Genomic DNA, 21,776 nt, shown 5'->3' on the forward strand with positions numbered 1-21,776 from the left:
ATTAAGGAAGCGGCCTAAGCCTTTCCTTGCATCTGATTTTATAAAGGCAGTTTTATGGCAGGTCATAAACTCTCAATTGGTTTCCTCTCTGTCAGCATGCTCCTGCTTTCGACATGTCAGGAATCGACCCCTATCTCCCAGCCCGTTGATGACCCCGAAATCACAGCGCCACAGCCTGTTATATGGTCTGTGACGGATGAAGATAGCGAGGTCATACTTTATCCGACCTTTCATATCCTGCCCCAAAATATAAAATGGCAAAGCCCAATCTTAATGGCCGCCCTCACCCGAGCCGATGAAATTTGGTATGAAGTCCCTGCGGATACGGGCCGCGACCCAGCCTTTAAACAGCAGACAATGGCACTTGGGCTAAGCCCAGACCGCCCTCTCTCTTCAGTTTTGCCTGACGCCACCTATGCTAAGCTGTCAAATGTTATGCGCGAATTGGGCATGCCAGAAAACAGTCTCGACCCGATGCGGCCTTGGATGGCGAGCATGGCTATCCCCCTCATTCAAATGTCAAAATCTGGTTACGATCCTGAACTTGGCGTTGAATCAGTTCTTCAGCAGATCGTCACAAATAAGCCCGTAAGATCATTTGAAACGGGGCTACAACAATTACAGTTTCTGGCTGATATTCCTGAGGCTGAACAAATCGCCATGCTCGATGCGACCCTTGATGATATCAATGAAGGTCAATCCATGATTGATAGTATGGCCAAAGCATGGGCAACCGGAGATTTAGAGTTTCTACAATCTGAAATCTTGGACGAGATGAAAGCGGAATCCCCTGAAGTTTACAACATCATGATTAAGAAGCGTAATCAGGCGTGGCTAGATATTTTAGTCAATGAAATGCAAGGAGCTGGCGTGGATTTTGTAGCTGTCGGCGCAGGGCATTTAATCGGTGAAGACGGATTACCTGAACAGCTATTACAAAAAGGCTATAACGTAAAAATAATAACTCCGCCCTCACCCTAACTATTGCCGCTACTGTGCGATATGAATTATTTTGCCATATCGAAATATATGAATTCGGCATCTCTTCCATTTTCAAACACAATTTGACCGCCTCTCCCAATGGCTAGGCCGTCTCCGTGTCGTAAAGTTTGTCCATTTACTGTGACATGCCCTTTTACCATTTGCACCCAAGCTATGCGGTCATGACCAAGCTTTGTTTCTATGGTTTGGCCCTGTACCAATGTGGCGGCATAAATATCACTATCAGCCTTAATATGCAGAGAGTCTCCACGCCCATCCGAAGATAGAAACAAAGCTAGCGTCCCATCTTTGTCTTGGGCTGAGATTTCCACAGCATTATATCGCGGGGCCTCATCCTGTATATTTGGCAATAGCCAAATTTGTAGCAGCCTTACGGGCGAGGTTTCACTGGGGTTAAATTCGGAATGACGCACGCCCGTTCCGGCGCTCATATATTGGACGCCGCCTGCACTCACCACAGATCCATTTCCCATAGAATCTTTGTGCTCTAATTGTCCTTCTACGACATAGGAAAATATTTCGTAATTATCATGCGGGTGCATGGGAAAGCCGCCACCGGCATCAATCCAATCATCATTAATGACGCGTAGTGGGCCATAATGCATATGTTTGGCGTCATAATAATTGGCAAAAGAAAAACTATGCGCGGATTTCAGCCAGCCATGATCGGCCACGCCTCTGGCCTCTGCGGGACGAAGAGTTAAATCACTTGCCATATTAACTGTTTGGGTCATTTGGCCCTCCGTCTCACTGTCTTTGTGGTTATAGGCTTTCAATCGCCTCAAACGCCAATTGGATTTTGGCTTCGGCTTGCTGTGCCAAAGCATCTGCTGCTATGAAAGTCACATCGCTTATGCCAATAAAACCTAGAGCATGCCGCAAATATGGCGTCGCAAAATCTATTTCGCTACCGAGCTGCGTGCCGCCAGAGGCCACGAGCACAATAGCACGCTTATTTTTCAATAAACCTTGTGGACCCGTTTCTGTATAGGCAAAAGTCTTTCCCACGCGGGCCACCATATCAATCCAAGACTTGAGAGAAGCAGGGATAGAAAAGTTATATATAGGTGTGCCAATCAAGAGCGTGTCCGCCTGTTCGAGCTCTGAAACCAAAGTATCAGATTCAATCAACGCCTGATGTTGCGCTTCGTCGCGAGCTTCAGCTGGCGTAAAGTTCGCGCCAATCCAGCCTTCATTCACAAAGTTCAGACCCTCTGACAGGTCGCGATTGATAATCTTTACTGGCCCTTTAGCTGACATACTATCAATTGCCTTTTGGGTTAACCGTCTGGAAATTGAATCCGTTTTACGCGGGCTAACGTCCAAGCGTAGTATTGTATTTATATCTTTCATGTGTGTCTCCATACCGTCAGTTGAGTTGAGCATTAAACTTAGAGTGTTTCGTCACGCCAGATTAGAGGGTTGATAAACAACTGATTGTTGCGCATTGTGCAACAATGAACCGTTATGAAGAGATTGAAGCCTTTGTACGCACCATTGAGGCGGGCTCTTTTACCCATGCCGCGAAACAATTGGGCGTGACCAAATCCGCAGTCAGTCGTCGGCTCTCTGATTTAGAAACGCGCCTTGGTACGCAATTAATAATGCGTACAACGCGTTCGCTTTCTTTGACCGAAGCTGGCCAAGCACTGTTTGAACGCGCCATAGGATTGCTCGCTGACTGGAATGAAGCTGAAACGGTAAGCATGTCCCAAACCACCGCCCTATCGGGCCGTATCCGCATGGCGGCCCCATTAACCTTTGGCGTTAAATATCTGGGCCCCGCCATTATTGATTTTCTGGCCCTACATCCAGATATTGTTTTTGATATTGATTATAATGACCGAAAAATAGATCTTATCTCTGAAGGTGTCGATGTTGCGATACGGATAGGCGAGTTGACGGATTCCGGGCTCATCGCTCGCAAACTGGCCCCCATCACTATGTTGGCCTGCGCCGCCCCCGCCTATCTCGAAAAACATGGCCACCCTAAAACTGCCCAAGACTTAAAACATATGAAGAAACTCAGCTATGCAAATCGGTCTAAGCAATCCTGGCATTATACAGACAACCAAGGGAAACGCGGTGAAGTGACTATCCCTTCAGCCCTACGTTCCAACAATGGTGATTTTTTGAAAAACGCGGCTATAGCCGGTCTTGGTATTATACTTCATCCCAGCTTTATCGTCTGTGATGCGTTGCAAGACGGATCGCTTAAGGTCATTCTCAAAGACCATAATTTCGCCTCTATTTCCGCTTATGCTATATATCCACCCACCCGGCACCTATCATTGCGCGTCAGAACTTGGGTTGATTTTCTTGTTGAACGCTTCAAGGACATTCCCCCATGGGAGATGCATATACATTTGTCGAAACAAAAGAACTAATGCATAGTAAGCTTATTTCGCCGACAGTCCTTTGCTTTTAACAGCATTATTTTCGATGGTTTTCTAATGGAAACAGAACCCCTTAGTCCAATTGCACCGCCGCATAAAACCGCTGCCACGCCTGCCAAAGGTCGGTTGGCCGATTTACTGGCTTGCGGTTTAGCAATCTTGGCAGCAATCCTCAGTGCCTTTACAGCGCTTCGGTTCTTTCTGGGGTTTGCAGCCAATGACACGCATTTAGCAGGATTAAGTTCGGCTTTCATCTTTTCTATATTCTTAGGCGTGTTTGCGGTGGGGCCCGCCATAATAATTGCCCGTCTGGCTTTTCTTGGCTGGAAATCAGGATTGGTTTTAAAACAGGCCCTTTGGGTCTTATGCCTTGGCATGCCATGGGTGGTTTTGTCCGTGTTAATTATCAAGCACACACCCTTACCAATATATGCGGGATGGACAGCATTCACGCTGTCGAGTTTGCTCTGTCTGTGGGCCGCCATTTCAATTTATTTATCTCACAGCGGAACACAAAGTCGTCAATAACCGTTAGTTTAGTTGTGCATGGATATGATTATAACTATGTTTCAGTAAGCGTTCAGGGACGGTGCGCTATAAATGTATAACGCTACAGACGTTAATGAGTAAGGAGCCCCCGACATGACATCTCTTAGAAACCTCTTAATATGCGGCGCTACGGCCGCCATTCTGACGGCTTGCGCCACATCTACTCCCTATCAACCCGCTTCTAAGCCGGGGGGATTTGATGGGTTTTCACAAACCATGATTGAAAACGACCGCGCGCGTATTACTTTTGGTGGAAATTCCCTGACAAAACGTGAGACCGTTGAAAATTCGCTCTTATACCGCGCGGCAGAGATGGCTGTTGAACGCGGATTTGATTATTTCACTCTTGCCGAACGTGAAGTCGAAGCCAACAAACGTGTAAATGTCTCACCGTCATCTCGCTTTGGTCTTTACGATCCATATTTCAATTATAGCTTCTATCGACCGCGTTATGGCTGGAGTCAGAACTACCGCTATTCTCGTTTTGGAGGATTTTATCGTGGCCGTGGATTTGGCTATCGCGGATTTTACGATCCCTTTTACGACCCTTTCTTTGATGATTTTAATGTACGAGAAATCACCAAGTATCGTGCAACCGCAGAAGTCTTATTCGGCAAAGGCCCCAAGCCCGTTAATCGTGATAATGCGTTTAATGCCCGCGAAGTTTTACAAAACCTATCTGACGTAATTGAGTTTCCTGAAGAAAACTAAATCATCCACGCAAATAAAACTGGTTTTTTGCGCATTCGATTTTCGATCTAAAAATAAGATTAAGAAAACCGCCCATTGGCGGTTTTCTTATGGACTAAATGTATCCAACATTGAAACACGTCCCTAACTTAACAGACTCTCTAGCTACGCCTTCCCTACTTCCCTCTTTTTCTTAACTTTACGCTTTCCAACTTTCCCTTACGAAGTTATTAGTTGCGAATGATTTTCAATTGCGTTATTGTTGAAGTATAAGCGCTTCGCAAGGGCCGAGGCGTCACAGGGGACATTGAGGGATGTATGATATTACGAACACGCTCTGAGACTTTAGCTATTCTATTAGCGAAAGATGGCGGCAAATGTCCGCACCTACAGGCCGTAAGGGACGCCATTATACTGGCTCAGGCGGAAGCCGAATGTTTGCCGCAGCCTGAGAATGTCGGGAATGACCGCACTGGGTTGAAACATCAAAATCAAATTTAAACGTTGTTTTGGTCGCTCTATCGCGCGAAAGCCTTTGCGACATTACCATTTTTACAGTGATTAGGGTTGATTTCTAAGAAAAACCCGACGATATAGCGCGCATTCTGAATTCCCAGACATGTTGAATGCGAGATAATTGAATCCTATGAGCTTCCCCGGACAGCAAAATTTTAATGACCGATTAAAGGCCCAACGCGAAGCCAAATTGGCAATGCTAGAGCGCGCCAAAGAAAAGCAACTTGACCCCAAAGAAAAAGAGCGTCTTTTAAAAGAGCGAGCAGAGCGCAATAAGCGTCGTGAAGAACGTGAAGCGAAAAAAGAAGCTGAACGCAAAGCAAAAGAAGCCTTAATTGCTGAAGAAAAAGCAGAAAAAGAACGTAAAGCTAAGATTGCAAAAGAAGCCGCAATTAAAGCACAAGAAGAATTAAAACGCGCTCAAAAAGCGCGCCGCGATGCCAAATATGCCGCGCGGAAAAATCGCCGCTAGGCGCTCTTTTATCTTCATAAATAAGCCCGCCTCTGGCGGGTTTTTTTATACGTTGAAGTTTTTAGGGCGCTTCTGTCTTTGGTCGATAGGCACATATTTGCGCAATAGCGCAATTATAACATTTCGGCTTTCGTGCCACGCAGGTATATCGGCCGTGTAAAATGAGCCAATGATGCGCCCCTAAAGCATATTCATCAGGTGTCACGCGTAAGAGGTTTAACTCCACGATATAGGGATCTTTACCCGGGGCCATACCCGTTCGGTTGGCCACGCGGAAAATATGAGTATCGACGGCCATGGTGGGTTGACCAAAGGCTTCATTCATCACGACATTCGCCGTTTTGCGGCCTACGCCCGGGAGTTTAACAAGCGCGTCTCTGTCTTGGGGAACGACCGAGTTAAAATCATCAATCAACATTTGTGAGAGCTTTATCACATTCTTGGCTTTGTTCCGATATAACCCAATTGTGTTTATATGATTACGAACTACGTCTTCCCCCAGTGCGACCATTTTTTCAGGCGTGTCTGCCTTGGCAAAAAGATCTTTGGTGGCTTTATTAACGCCAACATCCGTTGACTGCGCCGACAAGGCGACAGCGACAACCAAAGTGTAAGGGTTTGAATAATTCAGTTCAGTTTTTGGATCGGGATTTAAAGTCTTTAAATGGGCATAAATTTGACCAATTTGATGACGATTTAATTTTGGTCGCGGAAGATTTTTATACAGCCGCTCTTTCGGGGGCGTATGCTTTACACTTCCTTTTGACGACTCCGCCACGGGTTAAGCCGATTTTTGCTCAATACGTTTTATCATCGCGGCAATCATTTTATCCGCCAAGTCCAATGAGCGGCCCTCGACTAAATGCCCGTCTTCATCAAACGCCACAGCCGCATTCCCCACACCGACTTGCACAGGCAGGACCTCGGCGCCAAGACGCATCAAAATATAGTTAATCTGGCGCATACACATTATCCCGCTCATTGCGCCCGGGGTACAAGACGCAATACCATAAACGGGTTGAGTGAAATGTTGGGTTCCAAATGTTGAAGTCCAATCAATCGTGTTCTTAAGTAAAGGTGGTAAGCCTCCATTATATTCAGGACTCACAATCACGAGCCCATCAAATTCTAGCAGGGTCATGACAAGGTTTTTCACCGTTGCCGGCAATTCGATATCACCGTGAAACAAAGGCAGTTCATATTCTGCCAAATCAATAATTGATGTAGAAACCCCTGCCGCTTTAAACCGTTGACGGAGCGCGTTTTCTAAACACTTATTAATCGAGTCCTTGCGTAAAGACGCGCAGATAAATCCAATTTTTGGGGTCGTCATTGGCTCACTTCCTATAGGGCAGCTATATATTCTGCCATTACGAAATCCTGCGATAACAGGATAGGGAATAATTTCAAGGCAGCGCCGCACGAGAACATCTTGCGCGGCAGAGCGTCCTCGCCCATATGAAGTTTATGCCAACGATATACGGACTTTCACCTTATTGGTTTTTTCTTATCCCAACCCTGATAATCGGCTTTTATGGCCTCAGGGCTTTTTTGGGATATCGGAGCGTCGCCCGTGATGCCTCGGCCGATTATCGCTATCGGAAAGAGAATAACACAGTTCCTGCCGGACTGAGCGAAGCGGGCTATATCGCGGCATTTCGGCGGTTCCATAACCCACGCGGCCCACTCTATGTGGCCCTTACACTGGCGGCAATTTTGCTGTTAACCCCCGTCGCTATGCTCATTATCCAGTTCTTATTAGAACAACTTTATCAAGTCACAGGGCGTTCGCGAGTTTTTGAGCCAGGTTATTTGGTATGGGGTTTTTCTATATTTTTTATGATGATCGCCAGTTGGGCTCTCATTGCCTATTTAGGGGCGAGGCGCTTTTATCGGCGTGCGCCGGGCACATTTGCCCAAGAGCTCGAGAAAGAAATCGAAAAAGAAGACAAAATTTAGGGTACCGCGCTAAAGCCCCAAAACATCTTTCATATTATAATGGCCGGGGCTTTGTTTCACAGCCCAGAGCGCCGCGTTAACGGCGCCATCTGCAAAAACAGAACGATCAAACGCGGAATGAGACAGCGTTATCTTTTCAAGCTCTGAAGCAATAATCACAGAATGATCGCCAATAACGCCGCCGCCGCGTAACGTCGCAAAACCAATATCGCCTTCTTGCCGCGCACCTGTTTGCCCCTCTCTGGATAAAACTTGTACATCGCCCAATTTGACATCACGCCCCGCGGCTGCCGCTTCGCCCAGCATAAGCGCTGTCCCCGACGGCGCGTCGACTTTGCGCTTATGGTGCATTTCCAATACTTCTATATCCCAGCCTTGCCGCAGTTTGGACGTCGCTAATTCAACAAGGGCCTCAAGCATATTCACGCCCATAGAAAAATTGCCTGATTGTAAGAACACCAAATCAGATATCGCCCCGTCCAAACTTTTTTGCTGGGCGGCATTAAACCCCGTTGTTCCAGAGATTACAGCTTTAACGGCGGAGCCTTTTATTGCATCGACTAAATCCAGTGTCGCTTGGGGCGCAGAGAAATCAATAACGACATCGCTTTGGCCTGCCTGTGATAAATCATCGGTCAAATTTACAATGGACTGTCCAGCGCCAGACATAACGCCAGCTAGCGCCAAAGCATCTTTTCCTAAATGTGGACTTTGCGAATGCGTAAGGGCGGTGTTTATGGATACACCGTCTATAGACGTTGCCGCCTTTATAATCGCTTGGCCCATTCGGCCATCTGCACCCAATATCGCGAATTTTATTTTTTCAGCCATAAATCCGCATAACGAAGAGCAGCCCTTTGGGAAAGCGCTTTGTCGTAAAAAGTGGTTATAGCGCGCTAATTACGGCGTATTTAGAAGGCTTCAAGGCCCTTTCTTAACGGGCTCTTGGAAAACATACTTAACAAGTGGCAAAGCGCTGTTTAATTAAATTTTATCGCTCTTTGTGTATCAGCTTGCCACAGGTTGGATCGGTCTTATCGGTTTGACGGGACGGCAGATTGCGCTATCTTTTGGGTATGTCAGAAACACAGCCCAAAGATAATCTTTTGCAACCTACCGAAAAGAAAGTGTTAAGCCCCGCTGCTAAGCGGGCGCTTGCCGAAGCTGAACTGCGCCGCAAAGCGCGTGACGCCGAAAACACGGCCCGTCCATCAGAGAAATCCGGCCCAAAAGGCGAGGAACCCACGCGCTATGGCGATTGGGAACGCGGCGGCATTGCCTATGACTTTTAAAAGTCAGGCCCGCTTCATCCGCGCCTAGCTGTGGGTGAGAAGGGCACAGACCCTCCCGCTCATAAATGAAGTAGACTGGGTGAAACATTGGGAGAGGCATATGCCTATCAAATATATCGTCAGCGCCGTCAGCGCGTTGGGAATTCTAAGTTTAACAAGCGCAGCAAGTGCAGGCGGATGTGCCGGCCCAGATTGCGTGTTGGGAATGCAGTATATTCCCGGAAATGCACCGCGATTTGATTCCATGACCGTCGCAACGCCTCAGCCCATGGGTCATTTGAAATCCATTAATTTTCAGCGGGCCCCACACGTCTCTATCATGCGGGTTCATGGTCTAGGCCCTAATGTCGAGCTATCAGATGGGCCGACAGGTTTTACAGAAGGCTGCCACCCCACATCGACGCGTTATTGCCGCCAAGATGTGAATACAACCGTTCACGCGCCAGCCCCAATTATGCATGCGCCCGCGGCGCCCGCCCCCCTTTACCGCCCAGCGCCTCCTCAAAGCTACACCCCGCAGCCTATGATGAACTCAGGCACATCCTATTCTGGTACAAGCACGAGTGGCTATTGGGAAAAAGTCTCCGGCCCCAGAACAATTGATGGCATGATGGCGACACAAGTGATCTGCCGCCGCCCTGCCCCGCAGCCTGTTGCACAGCCGCAGACATATTACCGCGTCGTACGGCCTATTGTTCACGTGCCAGTTCCTGTGCCTACGCCCGTGCCAGCCCCTATGCCGGCTCTGCCTTATTGCGGCGGCCGATAGTTTTATTAAAGCTTTGCGATGAAGGGGCCCCTCTTCATCGCTTTTTTTGGTGTTTTTATAGTAAAAAACAACCGTTCCGCGTAGTTGGCATGATGATTGCTTGTCCCTTCTTATTAAATTCACTGAGAAGGAGCGGCCAATGTCTCGTATTCTTAAAACGGCCCTTATATCTGTAGCGGGGCTTACGATTACAGCATCAGCGCAAGCCAGTTGCGGCGGAAATTTTTGTACCACAGCAAATACAGTTGTAAAATCAGCCCCACCTTGGACGGCGACACAAACGTCCAATTATCAGGCGACATCCCATTATTCCAATAACGCAACGCGTTATTATGGCTTTGCAGGTTCACCCACAACGATTCCTGGTCTCGGTGCAAATGAGAGCCTTCGGCCAACAGTTTGCCCAGTTAATGTTTACAACCCGAATGGCGGTAAAGTTCTTGGGTGTTACAACGTTGTAAAAACTATGACCTATAAACAGGCGCCTCAAATGACCTATTATCGTATTGTGCGCCCGATCGTTTATATTCGCTATCCAGTGCCCGTCGCTGTGCCAACATATCATCATTTCAATGCCTATAGCCAATATGGTCAATATGGACATTTCAGCCAATTTAATCGGGGCTGTGCTGGGGCGGCTTATGCATCAAGGTATCATCAATCTTCACGCTATGGCAGTTCGCGTTACGGTGGCTCGCAAAGCTCACATCATAACCATGCTGTCGGGTCTTGCGGATAAAATATCTTCGCGCTTATAGCGGTGAAATTTAAAGCCGCCTGAGGCAAGACATTCAAAACTAGATTTCTGAAAACCTCTCAATTATGGGAGGTTTTTTTATGGTAATTTTAACAGGTATTACCCTCGCATATTAGCGATTACATCTAGCGCCGCTTGGCGCGGTTGGGCCGCCGTTGAAATAGGACGACCAACAACCAAATGTGAAGCCCCATTATTGAGGGCGTCATATGGCGTGGCTATCCGTTTCTGATCTCCCGCATCACCGCCAGCCATGCGAACACCTGGTGTGACAATCAAAAAATCGCTCGGCACAACGGCGCGAATAGCGGCCGCCTCAAGCGGGCTGGAGACGACGCCATCCATTCCAGCCTCAATGGCCTGCGCCACGCGGCGCATCACTAAATCCTCAGCCGTACCGGCATACCCAATAGCTTCTAGAGCGGATTTATCCAGAGACGTTAATACCGTCACACCCAAAAGCTTTAACCCGCTCTCTCCGCGCCCCGTAACGGCGCTGTGCATCACATCGGGACGTGCATGAACGGTCAATAAATCAGCCCCTAACCCAGCAATTGACCGCGTGGCTTTTTCAACCGTTGCGCCAATGTCATGGAGCTTAAAATCATAAAAGACATTTTTTCCTTGCGCCTTTAACCGCTGTCCAAACTCAACCCCGCCAATCGGCAGAAGCTGTAGACCTATTTTATAACTATCAACGGCATCCCCCAATGTTTCCACAAGAGCTTCAGCCTCTGCCACGCTGGGCAAATCAAGAGCCACATAAAGGCGCGGATCAGATATTTTAGTCATTTACATTCCGAAATTTATTTGAATTTTTAGCCATAAGTTTTTGTGTAACAGAGAGCGGTAATAGCCGCCCAAGCAAAGCAATAAAATTGTTCACGCGGCCCGTAATATATACGGCGCGATTGCGCTCCAAGGCTTCATAAGCCAGTTCGGAGCAATAATCCGCATCCATCATCATATAGTCTGGCAAACGGTTCATGGCTTCTCGCGTATTATTGACGTCATGGAATTCCGTCATAGTAAAACCGGGGCAAATAGCCGACACATGGACACCTGTGCCGTCCAATTCCATATTCAAGCTTTCTGAAAACTTTATCAGGAATGATTTTACGGCTGCATAAAGCGTATGCCCTTTCGAGCCCGGCATATGCCCCGCAAGTGAGGCAATATTCATAATTCGGCCAAACCCTCTTTCCGCCATCATGGGGGCTAGCTTTCGGGCCAATTCACATGGCACTGTCGCCATTAGGTGAATGAATTTCGCATGGTCTTCCCACTCGCTCTCAAGGTAAGTACCAGGATGTCCATAGCCTGCATTATTAATCAAGCCATCGACTTGAAGGCCTGCTGCGTTAATCTCATTAAGAAGCGTTTCAACGGCATTGGGTTTGAATAAGTCAGCCTCAAATATGTGACTTTTGGTGCCGTAATCTTTTTCCAAATGCGTGGCCAGCGTCTCCATCCTATCTCTGCGGCGTGCACATAAGATTAAATCCCACCCCTGAGAGGCATATTCATTTGCCAAAGCCGCTCCAAGCCCCGCAGACGCGCCAGTAATTAATATCAGAGGTTTCGTCGTCATAAGCCAGACTCAAAAGGTGACAAGATTGTGAGTATTAATATTTGCATTAGCTGTTAGCTTATATCCTGTGACTTTCAAGGTTCACCTCTATATTTACGAAAATCAACTTGGAGAGCGCGATGCGAAACCGAATGAATACCTATCTCTTTATGATGGCTGCGCCCGCTCTTTTGCTCACGGCCTGCGCGACGCAAGCAGACCCCGAAGCCTATATGTCATATGACTGTAAGCAATTGCGCATGCTTTCCGAAAGCCGCGCACCGACAGACCCTTTCGCAGCCAATCGCGTAGGGCCCGACCCACAAGCCGGATTGTCTGGGGACCGCCAAGGTCTACGCACTCAAGATGCTGACTTAGTCGAAAAGCGCGATGACGAAACCCGATCTATCCGTGCAGCTTATCTGAAGAAAGGGTGCTAGCGCTTTTTGAGCCCCTGTTTTGGATAAAATTGACCTCATAAGAATAGGCATTTTTCTGGGCGCCTTAATCCTGTTTTCTGCCGCAGAAGCATTGTGGCCTAAACGCCCCCGTCTTCAAAACCGCTTTCGACGCTGGATTACGAATGTCGGCTTTGTCGTCATAGGGAGCCTCAGCCTACAATTACTCGGACCGCTTATTGCTGTTGGCATCGCAGCTTGGGCATCGCTTAAAGGGTGGGGGCTTCTCAATATAATAGACGCCCCCCTCTGGCTAGAACTTACCATCGCCTTTATTGTGTTGGATTTCGCTATTTGGTGGCAGCATGTCTTGTCTCACAAAATTCCGATTTTATGGCGACTCCATAAGGTTCATCATGCAGACCGTGATCTGGACGCAAGTTCAGGCGTTCGCTTTCATCCCATCGAAATCTTTCTATCGATGATTTATAAATGCGGCGTCGTCTGCCTCTTGGGCCCTCCTGTAATAGCCGTGGTTATCTTTGAAATCACACTCAATGCGATGGCAATTTTTAACCATGCAAATTTGGCCCTACCGCGAGGGATAGATAGCCCTCTGCGTAAAATCATAGTGACCCCCGACATGCACCGCGTCCATCATTCTGTAATCTGGCAGGAGAGCCAAAAGAACTATGGATTTAACTTATCGATTTGGGACCGCCTGTTTAAAACCTATCAAGCCGCGCCCCAAGCGGGTCAACAAGGGATGGCGCTGGGTTTAAGCGACGCTCAAACCAATGACCCACAATATCTGGGCTGGAGTCTGTGGCTCCCCTTTCGTAAATATAAATGACTATATTTTCGCGTTAATTTTATTATCACTTGAGAGACAACGCATCAGGGACTAGCCTATTCTTCACAAAGGGGGCGTTATGCTGATTTGGACTATTCTTGCGATTTTCATAGCGCTTCTGGTCGGGGTAGCGTTGGTTTTCAACCAATTGGTTCAAGCCCGACAAATGGTCAGTAATGGCTGGGCCGACATCGCTGTACAGCTAAAACGCCGGGCTGACCTTATCCCCAATATTGTGGACACGGTTAAGGCCTATGCTCAACATGAAAGACAGCTTTTCATTGATGTCACTGAAAAGCGCAATGCGGCCCTATCCGCAGGCGATAACCCAAAGGCAAGAGGCGCTGCCGAAGGTGCTTTGGCCCAACCTGTTACGCGCCTCTTGGCTGTTGCCGAAGACTACCCCGATTTGAAAGCCTCTCAGAACTTTCTCGACTTACAAAATGAGTTGAGCGAAACAGAAGATAAAATTGAAATGGCGCGGCGTTTTTACAACGGCGCTGTGCGCCAATATAATACGAAAGTCGAATCTGTGCCGAGCAATTTAGTCGCCGCCCCTTTTGGATTTAAGCAGGCTGATTATTTTAATATTGCCGAAGAAGATTACGCCGTACCCACCGTTGATATATAGGGGGCGGATTATGGTACAATTCACGGTTTTTTCTTTACTTCGCAGCCTATTATGTATGGCTATACTTTTGTTCGCCGTCACAAATACAGCCGCCGAAGAGCGTTACACATCTTATGATATTCAAATAGAGGTCGAGAAAAGCGGCGCAATCACTGTAACGGAAACGATTAATTTAATCGCTGAGAACGACCAAATTAAACGCGGTATTTTTAGAGAGCTCCCACGCTACTATAGTTTTCTGGATGTAAAGCTCGAAAATGACTATCAACTTCTCTCTATAAAAAGAAACGGGAAGGCAGAGAACTATACCGTTATCGAAAATGGCAACGCCGTGACATGGCGCATTGGCCGCGCAGATTATATATTGCCCGTTGGGCCGCATAGCTATGAAATTAAATACCGCGTACCAGAACAAATACGGCGTCACCGAGATGATGAAAGCGGCCCAGATCGAGACGAGCTATATTGGAATGCAACAGGCAGTTACGTTCTTTTCCCTGTTGAGAAAGCCTCTGCGACAATTATCTTTCCCGAAGGGGCAAATATTATTGACGCGGCCGCTTATATCGGTCGCTATGGTGAAAACCGTAAAAATTACACACAACAGATACAGGGCAATGTGGTTTCATTTTCCACAACTCAAGGCCTTCTCCCGCGCGAAGGTCTGACGGTCTCTGCGGCCATCAAGCCTAATATTATCGCCCCGATGAGCGCCGAACGAAAACGCGAATTAGAGTGGATTCGTAATGGCGGCAAAGTGGTCTTGGGCCTTGGGGGTGTGGGGTTATTCTTATATTATATCATGATGTGGAACCGTGTGGGGCGTGACCCAGTCAAGCCGCCCGTCTTCCCGCGTTACGCCCCACCCAAAGGCTACTCTCCGGCTGCCGTACATTTCATCCATTTCAAAGGTTTTCGCAAAATGGATGCCATGACCGCCTTGATGATGGGATTAAGCCTGAGAGATGTCCTCGACATCAAAGCCGAGAAAAAGAAAACAACCATCATTTCGGCCCCCGAAAATATACCGCAAGCGCAACTCTTGTCGGACGAAACTCAATTCATGAAAGTCTTCTTTCCCAAGAAACATCCTGAGAAGATTGTTCTCGACCGCAAAACAGATGCAAGATTCTACAAACGCGTTATACGGTTTAAATCCTATCTTAGAAAAAAATATAGCCATGATTATCACCGGTCTAATGCTGGCTGGGGACTATTGGGGATCATCCTAAGCGTCGTCATGGTCTTTGTAGTGCTCAGCCTGCCCGTCTCATTATCTGGCGCTATGGTTGGTGGATTTATTTTACTCATTGCTGCGTTAAATATTCTGTTTTTTATCCTTTTACGGGCTCCTACGAAAAAGGGCGCTCAAATCAACTCAGAAATTGACGGGTTCAAACTCTATTTAAATACCGCCGAAGAGAAGCGTATTAATACGGCGAACCCTATTGGAGATAGACCTCCTTTGATGACAGTCGAGCTTTATGAGCGCTTCTTGCCCTATGCCGTAGCTCTTGGCGTAGAAAAACCGTGGACGAAACAATTTGAGAAGACATTACCACTTGAAGCCAAGGAGTATCGACCACGATATGCCCATGGTTCTTTGATTGATGGTAAAGGCGGCAACCCCTTTAAGATGAGTGAAGCCCTGGCCACAGCTATGACTGCAGGCGTCGCCGCAGCGGCGCCCGTCAGCCAGTCCTCAAGCTCAGGTGGTTTTTCATCAGGGAGTGGAGGCGGCGGGTTTTCTGGCGGCGGCGGCGGCGGCGGCGGTAGCGGCGGCTGGTAGGTTTTCGCTCTCAGAATATGGCTTAAGGCACATCTGCATCATCGCCTTGCGGCGTTAAAGCTTGAAAATCGAAAATATCGGTATCGAGCAAATGTGACGGCCGAACATGAGACAGCGCTCGCATCATACTTGATTTCGTTCCGGGGGCTTTTGCTTCCCACTCTCTGAGCCTCTGCCCCATTAATTGCCGCTGAAGACCATCCTGAGACCCGCACAAATTACACGGAATTATCGGGCAGTTCAGAGCGGCTGTATAACGGGCAAGATCGCTTTCCTCGATATCAATCAAAGGCCGCAAAACAGTTACGTCCCCAGCGTCATTTAAGAGCTTACCCGGCATAGCGGCCAGACGTCCGCCCTTTGTCAGGTTCATCATAAAGGTCGCCAGAGCGTCTTCACGGTGATGTCCCAAAACAATGGCATCACAGCCCTCTTCTCTCGCCACGCGATATAATATACCGCGCCTAAGCCGAGAGCATAATGAACAGAAGGTTTTATTTTCGGCGACTTTATCAACCACTATGGAATAAGTGTCTCGGGTTTCTATGCGATAAGGCATACCAAAACTCTCAAACCAGTTAGGTAAGGTGTCCGCCGGAAATCCTGGCTGTTTTTGGTCTAGGTTACACGCCAAAAGGTCAACAGGCAGATCGCCATGAGCTTTTAGATCTAATAAAATTGCGAGTAAGGCATGGCTGTCTTTACCGCCAGAAAGACAAATTAGCCATTTGGGCGGCTCGCCCGTATTTGTCCCGACCATGCCATATCGGCGAATACTATCACCAGCTTGCCGCTTTAGGCGCTTACGAAGGCGGTTGAAATTTGTTGTGCCTGGCGCACGTGAAAATAAATCACGGGCTATCGCGCCATAATCAACGTCATCAAGGGGTAAAATATCGACCATTTATTTCTTTGTATATACGACGCGTTGCGGGAACGGGATTTCAATCTTATGGGCTTTCAAAGCCCGCCAAATAATAAAGCCTACATCTGATGTAAATTTATTTGGGCCATCATCAACACCTTCGCACCAAAACTCGACGCACATATTTATGGCGCTATCCCCAAAGGATCGAAACTCCACACTAGGCAGGTCAGGCTCGCCCAGCACATCAGGATGCTCCAAGACAGCGTCGCGGATAATTGGGACAAGGGCATCAAGATCAGTGTCATATGCAACCCCAAAATCAACTTCATATCGCTGGAGTGGATTATCATGCGTCCAGTTTTCATAAGCACCTTCTGTAAAAGATGTATTGGGTACAATGATGTCTTTTCCGTCTGCGGTCGCAACCGTTGTAGAACGCATATTAATAGCGCGCACACGGCCAAAATTTTCACCTTCCATCATTACGAAATCCCCGACCTTTACGGAGCGGTCAAATAAGATGATGAGGCCTGAAACAAAATTTGCGGCGATCGGTTGGAGGCCCAAACCAATCCCTAATGATAAAGCCGAAAAGATAACCACGAGTCCAGATAATGGCACTTTTGCCGCGCCCAGAACCAAAATAAACACCAAGGCAAAAATAAGGATTTGAAAAATTTTTGCCGCGACTTCTCGAGTTGTCACATCAAGATTATCTTGTGCCCGAATGGCGTCTTGCCCCCGTGCATTTAGCAAGTTCCCAAGTTTAAAGAAAATAACGCCAAAAATCAGCAGTAATATGACCGTCATCAATGTAATAGGCTTGCCGCCCATCGCCATTAATTCTGTACTGTTTAAAAGCCCTTTAAACTCATCATAATAGCCAAACACCATCAATAGAGCGAGCGGGATTAAGACCCATGTCGCGACTTTGCGTGTTAAGTCATTGGGCGCAAAATCTTTAATGGCCGAGAATAAAAGGAAAACAACCGCCAGCCCCTGCACCAATTTTACGAGCCAATCCTGCCCCGCAATCGGTATATTTTTTAAAACCACAGCAAAAAGGGCCAAAAGCGCAACAAGAAATATCGGACGTAGCAAATTCCGCGCGCGGTAAATAATATCACGCACAGCTTTCAACTTCACGTCTTTGGCAGGTTCACTCCGAAATAGGAATAGTCGTTTCTTCAACACCCCTGCAAAGATAGGGGCTAAAAAATACGCCGTAATAATGGCGCCGATCTGAGCCAAGAACGGCACGCTGCTTAGCCAACCTAAAATCTTGTTCAAAACCTTTTCGCCCAAAGCTTTTATCTCTGCGCCAGAAGTCGGGAAAACGCTGTCCTTTTCCGCGATAGGGTCTTGGTTGGCCTCTGAGTTTTCTTCGGTGGCTTCTTGTTGAAGGCGTATAGCTTCAACTAATGCTTTATCCGCCGCCGCCCGCGCTTCTAGCGCCGCTTTGATAGCCGGGTCATCCAAATCAATACTCTGTGTTTGCGTCGCATTTTGTTCTGGAAGAGCGGGCTCTTCTTCAGCCGTCACTGGCTCAGATACTGATGGTTGCGTGACTGGAGGCGCCGCATTTTCATCCTGCGCCCATATCGTCTGGCTAGTGAATGCCCAAAAGAGAATGAAACAAAGTATTGTTCGCAAAGCGGCCATATAGATAGTTCCCGAAAAGTTTGAGAGTCCCTAAGACACTCTTCGTTTTTTTTCAAACAAATATGGCTTTTGTAAAGGGTTTCGCGCTATAGGCAGTCCCGAATTACGGAGCCAATAATGTCTAAGCCAAAAAAAGTCGTCCTCGCCTATTCTGGCGGTCTTGATACATCCATCATCCTTAAATGGTTGCAAGAGGAAAAGGGCTATGAAGTCGTCACCTTCACGGCAGATCTCGGCCAAGGTGAAGAGCTAGAGCCAGCCCGCCGCAAGGCAGAAGCCCAAGGCGTAAAAGAAATCTTTATTGATGACTTGCGCGAAGAATTTGTGCGTGATTTTGTCTTTCCAATGATGCGCGCCAATGCGGTTTATGAGGGGCTATACCTGCTCGGCACATCCATCGCGCGGCCGCTTATCTCTAAGCGCCAAATCGAAATCGCGCATATGGTCGGCGCCGATGCCGTTTGTCACGGCGCAACAGGTAAAGGCAATGACCAGGTTCGCTTTGAACTGGGCTATTATGCTCTTGACCCAGACATCAAAGTTATTGCGCCGTGGAGAGAATGGGATCTGAATTCTCGGACCAAGCTCTTAGAATATGCGGAAAAGCACGGCATTGAAATTGCCAAAGACAAACGCGGTGAAGCACCGTTCTCTGTCGACGCCAACCTCCTTCACACATCATCCGAGGGCAAAGCTTTGGAAGACCCGAATGAGGAAGCTCCAGAATTTGTCTATCAGCGCACAGTCTCGCCCGAAGAGGCTCCTGACAAGCCGACCTATATCACGATTGGTTTTGAAAAAGGCGATGCAGTCTCGATTGACGGTGAAGCGATGTCACCTGCCACGCTTCTAACGGCCTTGAATAAACTTGGCGGCGACAACGGCATTGGCCGCCTTGACCTACTTGAAAACCGTTTCGTTGGCATGAAGTCACGCGGTATTTATGAAACACCTGGCGGAACCATTTTGCTTATGGCGCATCGCGGCATTGAGCAAATCACTATGGATAAAGGTGCAGCGCATTTAAAAGATGAATTAATGCCAAAATATGCTGAGCTGATCTACAATGGCTATTGGTTCTCACCAGAGCGCGAAATGCTTCAAGCGGCGATTGACGCCTCACAAGAATTGGTGACAGGAACTGTACGCCTTAAGCTTTACAAAGGCAGTGTCGACATTGTTGGCCGCGACAGCCCGTACTCACTTTACTCTCAAGAACACGTCACTTTCGAAGAAGACGATGTTTATGATCAAGCCGATGCTGGCGGGTTCATCAAAATCAATGCTCTGCGTTTACGCTTGTTAAAAGCCAGAGACAGAAAAGCTGGAAAAAACACTTAGGCCCGAGGCCAGACCGCCTCATTTAGACGCTTTATCACTTTCGCCATTGACGCTTGATAAGGCGTCAATGGCCTTTGATTAAGGCCCCTCGTAAAAGTTACACCTCACGCATAAATCTTGTGCCATTTGTCAAAATAAGGGCTGTTTTATTCGTCCCATTTGGCGTAGCGAGAGGAATATTTTTAATGCCCCTAAAGTCTGACAAAAGGTAGATTTATGGCGACCTCATCCTCAAAAGAATTAAACTTCCGTCAAAGCGTTGATTTGATGTTCAATCGCGCAGCGAGCTTTGTGGACATCTCTCCAAAGCTCATTGAAAAAATCCGCGTTTGTAATGCCACCTATACGGTTCGCTTTGGTGTGAAACTTCGTAACGAAGTTCATACTTTTGTGGGCTATCGCGCGGTGCATTCCGAACACAAAGAGCCCGTTAAAGGCGGTATTCGCTATTCTTTGGACGTGAACCAAGACGAGGTCGAGGCGCTCGCCGCTTTGATGACCTATAAAACAGCCCTTGTTGAAGTTCCTTTTGGCGGATCAAAAGGGGGGCTTTGCATCAACCCTAAGGATTGGACAGAAGAAGAGCTAGAGCGCATTACCCGCCGCTTTACTTTTGAACTCTCTCGCCGCGATCTTATCCACCCTTCATTAAACGTACCGGCGCCAGATATGGGCACGGGTGAACGTGAAATGGCATGGATGATGGATGAATTCCGCCGTCTTCATAATGATAATATTGATGCTGTCGCCTGTGTAACAGGAAAGCCTGTCCATTTGGGCGGAATTGAAGGCCGCGTCGAGGCCACTGGCCGCGGCGTGCAATATGCGCTTCGTGAATATTTCCGTCACCCCGATGATGTCAAAAAAGGCGGATTTAAAGGCGATCTAGATGGGAAAACCGTCATCGTTCAGGGCCTTGGGAATGTGGGATATCACGCCGCTCTATTCCTCTCCGAAGAAGACGGGGCCATTATTACAACCGTCATCGAACGCGGCGGCATTATTAAAAACCCCAATGGGATTAATATTCGCGCGTTAAGAGACCACATGAATTCAGGTCGACCTTTGGCTGATTTCGAAAGCGGAACCTTTGAACCGCCAAATGACGCAGCGATTTGTGGTAAATGCGACATCCTTATCCCTGCTGCATTAGAGGGTGTTATCAATGTAGAAAACGCCCACAACATTAAGGCTAGCCTTATTATTGAGGCGGCCAATGGTCCCGTGACTGCCAAAGCCGACAAAATCCTGCGAGATAGAGGCATCTTCATTATTCCAGACATGTATGCCAATGCGGGCGGTGTGACTGTTTCTTATTTTGAGTGGGTTAAAAACGTCAACCATATCCGTTTCGGTCGTTTACAGCGCCGGAATGAAGAGCGTAAATATCACATTTTGATTGATGCGCTTGAAAGCCAAGGTATGAATTTTAAAGATAACTTTAAAAAAGAATATTTGGAAGGCGCAGGCGAACTTGCTCTTGTACGTGCTGGTCTCGACGACACTATGCGGACAGCCTATCAAAACATCAAAACAGCCTTGGAAAACAAACCTGAACTAGAAGACTTCCGCACAGCAGCCTTTTACAGTGTTATCGAAGACATCGCTCTACATTACCGTAGCATTGGACTGTAATAATTGCGTTTATACCCAACAATAAAGCCCAGCTAAAAGCTGGGCTTTTTCGTTTCAAGAATTTGTGTTTATAACGCTTCGTTTGGATTACATTTCAATTGTTTTTCTATTGCCAATATCTGGTGTTTCATTCGATATATTAGCTTTCGTAATTTCATATAGAAACGAGAACACATTCTTATCCGAAGTCCAAATCGCCGCCTTTTGCGGCACAAATTTCAAGAGAATTAATTTCGGGTCGGCCTTTCCCTCAGGGTACCAAGCCTCAACAATTGGGCTCCAAAATTTATCAATTATATCGGCGTCATTATGGGTTGTTAGACGACCCTTGATAGAAGCCTGAAAGTCTTTTGTTATATGGCATAATTCAACCGTGCCGGGATTTACGCCAATTGTCTTTCCTAATTGTGAAAACCTATCCGCAAAGAAATATATGACGCTCTCATCGACATCCACCTGTGGAGTCATAGGCTGCATGTGTTCATCAATATTTGTGGAGCCAAGCATTACACTCCGTGCAGATTTAATCTCTTTTAATAAGTGTTCTTGTGGGCTCTCGTCAAATGTAGTGGCCTTTGCCATGTCGTCTCTCCTTAGCATATTGTGTAAAAAGAAAACGCGGCCGCG

The 21,776-nt window shown here is 47.4% G+C and carries 26 protein-coding genes; 16 read left to right on the forward strand and 10 right to left on the reverse strand.

Annotation, left to right across the window (positions count from 1 at the left end):
* The first annotated feature begins 54 nt into the window (after window positions 1-54).
* Window positions 55-981 (forward strand): TraB/GumN family protein, encoded by a 927-nt coding sequence (locus tag DES40_RS10650; RefSeq protein WP_121101896.1) that lies wholly within the window; start codon window positions 55-57, stop codon window positions 979-981.
* A 26-nt stretch (window positions 982-1,007) separates the two neighbouring features.
* Here the strand turns inward: DES40_RS10650 and DES40_RS10655 are convergent, their stop codons facing one another.
* Window positions 1,008-1,736, reverse strand: coding sequence for a pirin family protein (locus DES40_RS10655; protein ID WP_233345576.1), 729 nt, complete (start codon window positions 1,734-1,736; stop codon window positions 1,008-1,010).
* Between the two features lie 28 nt (window positions 1,737-1,764).
* Window positions 1,765-2,355: an FMN-dependent NADH-azoreductase gene (locus DES40_RS10660; RefSeq protein WP_121101899.1), complete on the reverse strand. Its 591-nt coding sequence runs from the start codon at window positions 2,353-2,355 to the stop codon at window positions 1,765-1,767.
* A 104-nt stretch (window positions 2,356-2,459) separates the two neighbouring features.
* Between DES40_RS10660 and DES40_RS10665 the strand changes: the two genes are divergently transcribed.
* From DES40_RS10665 to DES40_RS10685, 5 genes are all read left to right on the forward strand, one after another.
* Entirely contained in the window at window positions 2,460-3,389 is a 930-nt protein-coding gene (locus tag DES40_RS10665) for a LysR family transcriptional regulator (protein WP_121101902.1), read from the forward strand.
* A 66-nt stretch (window positions 3,390-3,455) separates the two neighbouring features.
* Window positions 3,456-3,926: a hypothetical protein gene (locus DES40_RS10670; protein ID WP_121101905.1), complete on the forward strand. Its 471-nt coding sequence runs from the start codon at window positions 3,456-3,458 to the stop codon at window positions 3,924-3,926.
* Window positions 3,927-4,040: 114 nt separating this feature from the next.
* Window positions 4,041-4,658: a CC0125/CC1285 family lipoprotein gene (locus DES40_RS10675; protein ID WP_121101908.1), complete on the forward strand. Its 618-nt coding sequence runs from the start codon at window positions 4,041-4,043 to the stop codon at window positions 4,656-4,658.
* A gap of 297 nt (window positions 4,659-4,955) precedes the next feature.
* A complete protein-coding gene (locus DES40_RS10680; protein WP_121101911.1) occupies window positions 4,956-5,138 on the forward strand; it encodes a hypothetical protein in 183 nt (60 codons plus the stop codon).
* Between the two features lie 145 nt (window positions 5,139-5,283).
* Complete coding sequence (locus DES40_RS10685) at window positions 5,284-5,625, forward strand: DUF6481 family protein (RefSeq protein ID WP_121101914.1); 342 nt, start codon at window positions 5,284-5,286, stop codon at window positions 5,623-5,625.
* 61 nt (window positions 5,626-5,686) lie between these two features.
* On the opposite strand, the gene nth is transcribed toward DES40_RS10685, so the two are convergent.
* Both nth and DES40_RS10695 read right to left on the reverse strand, forming a co-directional pair.
* Window positions 5,687-6,403 carry an endonuclease III gene (nth, locus tag DES40_RS10690; RefSeq protein WP_233345577.1) on the reverse strand — a complete coding sequence of 239 codons (717 nt, stop codon included), beginning with the start codon at window positions 6,401-6,403 and terminating at the stop codon, window positions 5,687-5,689.
* 3 nt (window positions 6,404-6,406) lie between these two features.
* The gene (locus tag DES40_RS10695) at window positions 6,407-6,958 is read right to left on the reverse strand and encodes an NADPH-dependent FMN reductase (protein WP_121101917.1); all 552 of its coding nucleotides are present in this window, start codon (window positions 6,956-6,958) and stop codon (window positions 6,407-6,409) included.
* 134 nt (window positions 6,959-7,092) lie between these two features.
* Here DES40_RS10695 and DES40_RS10700 point away from each other — a divergent pair, with 134 nt between their 5' ends.
* Window positions 7,093-7,584 (forward strand): hypothetical protein, encoded by a 492-nt coding sequence (locus tag DES40_RS10700; RefSeq protein WP_233345578.1) that lies wholly within the window; start codon window positions 7,093-7,095, stop codon window positions 7,582-7,584.
* 9 nt (window positions 7,585-7,593) lie between these two features.
* Here DES40_RS10700 and dapB read toward each other — a convergent pair whose 3' ends face one another.
* A complete protein-coding gene (gene dapB / locus DES40_RS10705) occupies window positions 7,594-8,415 on the reverse strand; it encodes a 4-hydroxy-tetrahydrodipicolinate reductase (RefSeq protein WP_121101923.1) in 822 nt (273 codons plus the stop codon).
* A 245-nt stretch (window positions 8,416-8,660) separates the two neighbouring features.
* Here dapB and DES40_RS10710 point away from each other — a divergent pair, with 245 nt between their 5' ends.
* The 3 genes from DES40_RS10710 (at window position 8,661) to DES40_RS10720 (ending at window position 10,384) form a co-directional block, all read left to right on the forward strand.
* Window positions 8,661-8,876 carry a DUF1674 domain-containing protein gene (locus tag DES40_RS10710; protein ID WP_121101926.1) on the forward strand — a complete coding sequence of 72 codons (216 nt, stop codon included), beginning with the start codon at window positions 8,661-8,663 and terminating at the stop codon, window positions 8,874-8,876.
* Between the two features lie 100 nt (window positions 8,877-8,976).
* Window positions 8,977-9,645, forward strand: coding sequence for a hypothetical protein (locus DES40_RS10715; RefSeq protein ID WP_121101929.1), 669 nt, complete (start codon window positions 8,977-8,979; stop codon window positions 9,643-9,645).
* A gap of 139 nt (window positions 9,646-9,784) precedes the next feature.
* A complete protein-coding gene (locus DES40_RS10720; RefSeq protein ID WP_121101932.1) occupies window positions 9,785-10,384 on the forward strand; it encodes a hypothetical protein in 600 nt (199 codons plus the stop codon).
* Window positions 10,385-10,501: 117 nt separating this feature from the next.
* On the opposite strand, the gene pyrF is transcribed toward DES40_RS10720, so the two are convergent.
* Window positions 10,502-11,194, reverse strand: a complete 693-nt coding sequence (gene pyrF / locus DES40_RS10725) for an orotidine-5'-phosphate decarboxylase (RefSeq protein WP_121101935.1) — start codon at window positions 11,192-11,194, stop codon at window positions 10,502-10,504.
* Window positions 11,187-11,993, reverse strand: coding sequence for an SDR family NAD(P)-dependent oxidoreductase (locus DES40_RS10730; protein ID WP_121101938.1), 807 nt, complete (start codon window positions 11,991-11,993; stop codon window positions 11,187-11,189). The genes pyrF and DES40_RS10730 overlap by 8 nt, the downstream gene beginning before the upstream one ends.
* 119 nt (window positions 11,994-12,112) lie before the next feature.
* Here DES40_RS10730 and DES40_RS10735 point away from each other — a divergent pair, with 119 nt between their 5' ends.
* From DES40_RS10735 to DES40_RS10750, 4 genes are all read left to right on the forward strand, one after another.
* On the forward strand, window positions 12,113-12,412 hold the full coding sequence (locus DES40_RS10735; protein WP_147405899.1) for a hypothetical protein: 300 nt from the start codon (window positions 12,113-12,115) through the stop codon (window positions 12,410-12,412).
* Window positions 12,413-12,431: 19 nt separating this feature from the next.
* Window positions 12,432-13,223: a sterol desaturase family protein gene (locus DES40_RS10740; protein WP_121101943.1), complete on the forward strand. Its 792-nt coding sequence runs from the start codon at window positions 12,432-12,434 to the stop codon at window positions 13,221-13,223.
* Window positions 13,224-13,308: 85 nt separating this feature from the next.
* The gene (locus DES40_RS10745) at window positions 13,309-13,854 is read left to right on the forward strand and encodes a LemA family protein (RefSeq protein ID WP_407656792.1); all 546 of its coding nucleotides are present in this window, start codon (window positions 13,309-13,311) and stop codon (window positions 13,852-13,854) included.
* A gap of 10 nt (window positions 13,855-13,864) precedes the next feature.
* The gene (locus DES40_RS10750; RefSeq protein WP_121101949.1) at window positions 13,865-15,643 is read left to right on the forward strand and encodes a DUF2207 domain-containing protein; all 1,779 of its coding nucleotides are present in this window, start codon (window positions 13,865-13,867) and stop codon (window positions 15,641-15,643) included.
* Window positions 15,644-15,665: 22 nt separating this feature from the next.
* On the opposite strand, the gene ttcA is transcribed toward DES40_RS10750, so the two are convergent.
* Both ttcA and DES40_RS10760 read right to left on the reverse strand, forming a co-directional pair.
* Window positions 15,666-16,547, reverse strand: a complete 882-nt coding sequence (gene ttcA / locus DES40_RS10755) for a tRNA 2-thiocytidine(32) synthetase TtcA (RefSeq protein ID WP_121101952.1) — start codon at window positions 16,545-16,547, stop codon at window positions 15,666-15,668.
* A complete protein-coding gene (locus DES40_RS10760; RefSeq protein ID WP_121101955.1) occupies window positions 16,548-18,173 on the reverse strand; it encodes a mechanosensitive ion channel family protein in 1,626 nt (541 codons plus the stop codon).
* A gap of 117 nt (window positions 18,174-18,290) precedes the next feature.
* On the opposite strand from DES40_RS10760, the gene DES40_RS10765 reads away from it, so the two are divergent.
* Window positions 18,291-19,514 (forward strand): argininosuccinate synthase, encoded by a 1,224-nt coding sequence (locus DES40_RS10765; protein ID WP_121101958.1) that lies wholly within the window; start codon window positions 18,291-18,293, stop codon window positions 19,512-19,514.
* A 216-nt stretch (window positions 19,515-19,730) separates the two neighbouring features.
* Entirely contained in the window at window positions 19,731-21,149 is a 1,419-nt protein-coding gene (locus tag DES40_RS10770; RefSeq protein WP_121101961.1) for a Glu/Leu/Phe/Val family dehydrogenase, read from the forward strand.
* Window positions 21,150-21,236: 87 nt separating this feature from the next.
* Here DES40_RS10770 and DES40_RS10775 read toward each other — a convergent pair whose 3' ends face one another.
* Window positions 21,237-21,731 carry a pyridoxamine 5'-phosphate oxidase family protein gene (locus DES40_RS10775; RefSeq protein ID WP_121101963.1) on the reverse strand — a complete coding sequence of 165 codons (495 nt, stop codon included), beginning with the start codon at window positions 21,729-21,731 and terminating at the stop codon, window positions 21,237-21,239.
* Between the last annotated feature and the right edge of the window lie 45 nt (window positions 21,732-21,776).

It is taken from the genome of Litorimonas taeanensis, assembly GCF_003634015.1.
In the GTDB taxonomy this organism is placed as follows: domain Bacteria; phylum Pseudomonadota; class Alphaproteobacteria; order Caulobacterales; family Maricaulaceae; genus Litorimonas; species Litorimonas taeanensis.

Excerpts from the sequence above, each read along its gene's own strand:
- DES40_RS10770 (WP_121101961.1), top strand. The coding sequence starts at position 19,731 with ATGGCGACCTCATCCTCAAAAGAATTAAACTTCCGTCAAAGCGTTGAT.
- DES40_RS10765 (WP_121101958.1), top strand. The coding sequence starts at position 18,291 with ATGTCTAAGCCAAAAAAAGTCGTCCTCGCCTATTCTGGCGGTCTTGAT.
- DES40_RS10695 (WP_121101917.1), bottom strand. The coding sequence starts at position 6,958 with ATGACGACCCCAAAAATTGGATTTATCTGCGCGTCTTTACGCAAGGAC.
- DES40_RS10680 (WP_121101911.1), top strand. The coding sequence starts at position 4,956 with ATGATATTACGAACACGCTCTGAGACTTTAGCTATTCTATTAGCGAAA.
- ttcA (WP_121101952.1), bottom strand. The coding sequence starts at position 16,547 with ATGGTCGATATTTTACCCCTTGATGACGTTGATTATGGCGCGATAGCC.
- DES40_RS10700 (WP_233345578.1), top strand. The coding sequence starts at position 7,093 with ATGCCAACGATATACGGACTTTCACCTTATTGGTTTTTTCTTATCCCA.
- DES40_RS10650 (WP_121101896.1), top strand. The coding sequence starts at position 55 with ATGGCAGGTCATAAACTCTCAATTGGTTTCCTCTCTGTCAGCATGCTC.
- DES40_RS10655 (WP_233345576.1), bottom strand. The coding sequence starts at position 1,736 with ATGACCCAAACAGTTAATATGGCAAGTGATTTAACTCTTCGTCCCGCA.
- DES40_RS10710 (WP_121101926.1), top strand. The coding sequence starts at position 8,661 with ATGTCAGAAACACAGCCCAAAGATAATCTTTTGCAACCTACCGAAAAG.
- DES40_RS10685 (WP_121101914.1), top strand. The coding sequence starts at position 5,284 with ATGAGCTTCCCCGGACAGCAAAATTTTAATGACCGATTAAAGGCCCAA.
- DES40_RS10730 (WP_121101938.1), bottom strand. The coding sequence starts at position 11,993 with ATGACGACGAAACCTCTGATATTAATTACTGGCGCGTCTGCGGGGCTT.
- DES40_RS10750 (WP_121101949.1), top strand. The coding sequence starts at position 13,865 with ATGGTACAATTCACGGTTTTTTCTTTACTTCGCAGCCTATTATGTATG.
- DES40_RS10665 (WP_121101902.1), top strand. The coding sequence starts at position 2,460 with ATGAACCGTTATGAAGAGATTGAAGCCTTTGTACGCACCATTGAGGCG.
- pyrF (WP_121101935.1), bottom strand. The coding sequence starts at position 11,194 with ATGACTAAAATATCTGATCCGCGCCTTTATGTGGCTCTTGATTTGCCC.
- DES40_RS10670 (WP_121101905.1), top strand. The coding sequence starts at position 3,456 with ATGGAAACAGAACCCCTTAGTCCAATTGCACCGCCGCATAAAACCGCT.
- DES40_RS10735 (WP_147405899.1), top strand. The coding sequence starts at position 12,113 with ATGCGAAACCGAATGAATACCTATCTCTTTATGATGGCTGCGCCCGCT.
- DES40_RS10775 (WP_121101963.1), bottom strand. The coding sequence starts at position 21,731 with ATGGCAAAGGCCACTACATTTGACGAGAGCCCACAAGAACACTTATTA.
- DES40_RS10760 (WP_121101955.1), bottom strand. The coding sequence starts at position 18,173 with ATGGCCGCTTTGCGAACAATACTTTGTTTCATTCTCTTTTGGGCATTC.
- dapB (WP_121101923.1), bottom strand. The coding sequence starts at position 8,415 with ATGGCTGAAAAAATAAAATTCGCGATATTGGGTGCAGATGGCCGAATG.
- DES40_RS10720 (WP_121101932.1), top strand. The coding sequence starts at position 9,785 with ATGTCTCGTATTCTTAAAACGGCCCTTATATCTGTAGCGGGGCTTACG.
- DES40_RS10660 (WP_121101899.1), bottom strand. The coding sequence starts at position 2,355 with ATGAAAGATATAAATACAATACTACGCTTGGACGTTAGCCCGCGTAAA.
- DES40_RS10715 (WP_121101929.1), top strand. The coding sequence starts at position 8,977 with ATGCCTATCAAATATATCGTCAGCGCCGTCAGCGCGTTGGGAATTCTA.
- DES40_RS10675 (WP_121101908.1), top strand. The coding sequence starts at position 4,041 with ATGACATCTCTTAGAAACCTCTTAATATGCGGCGCTACGGCCGCCATT.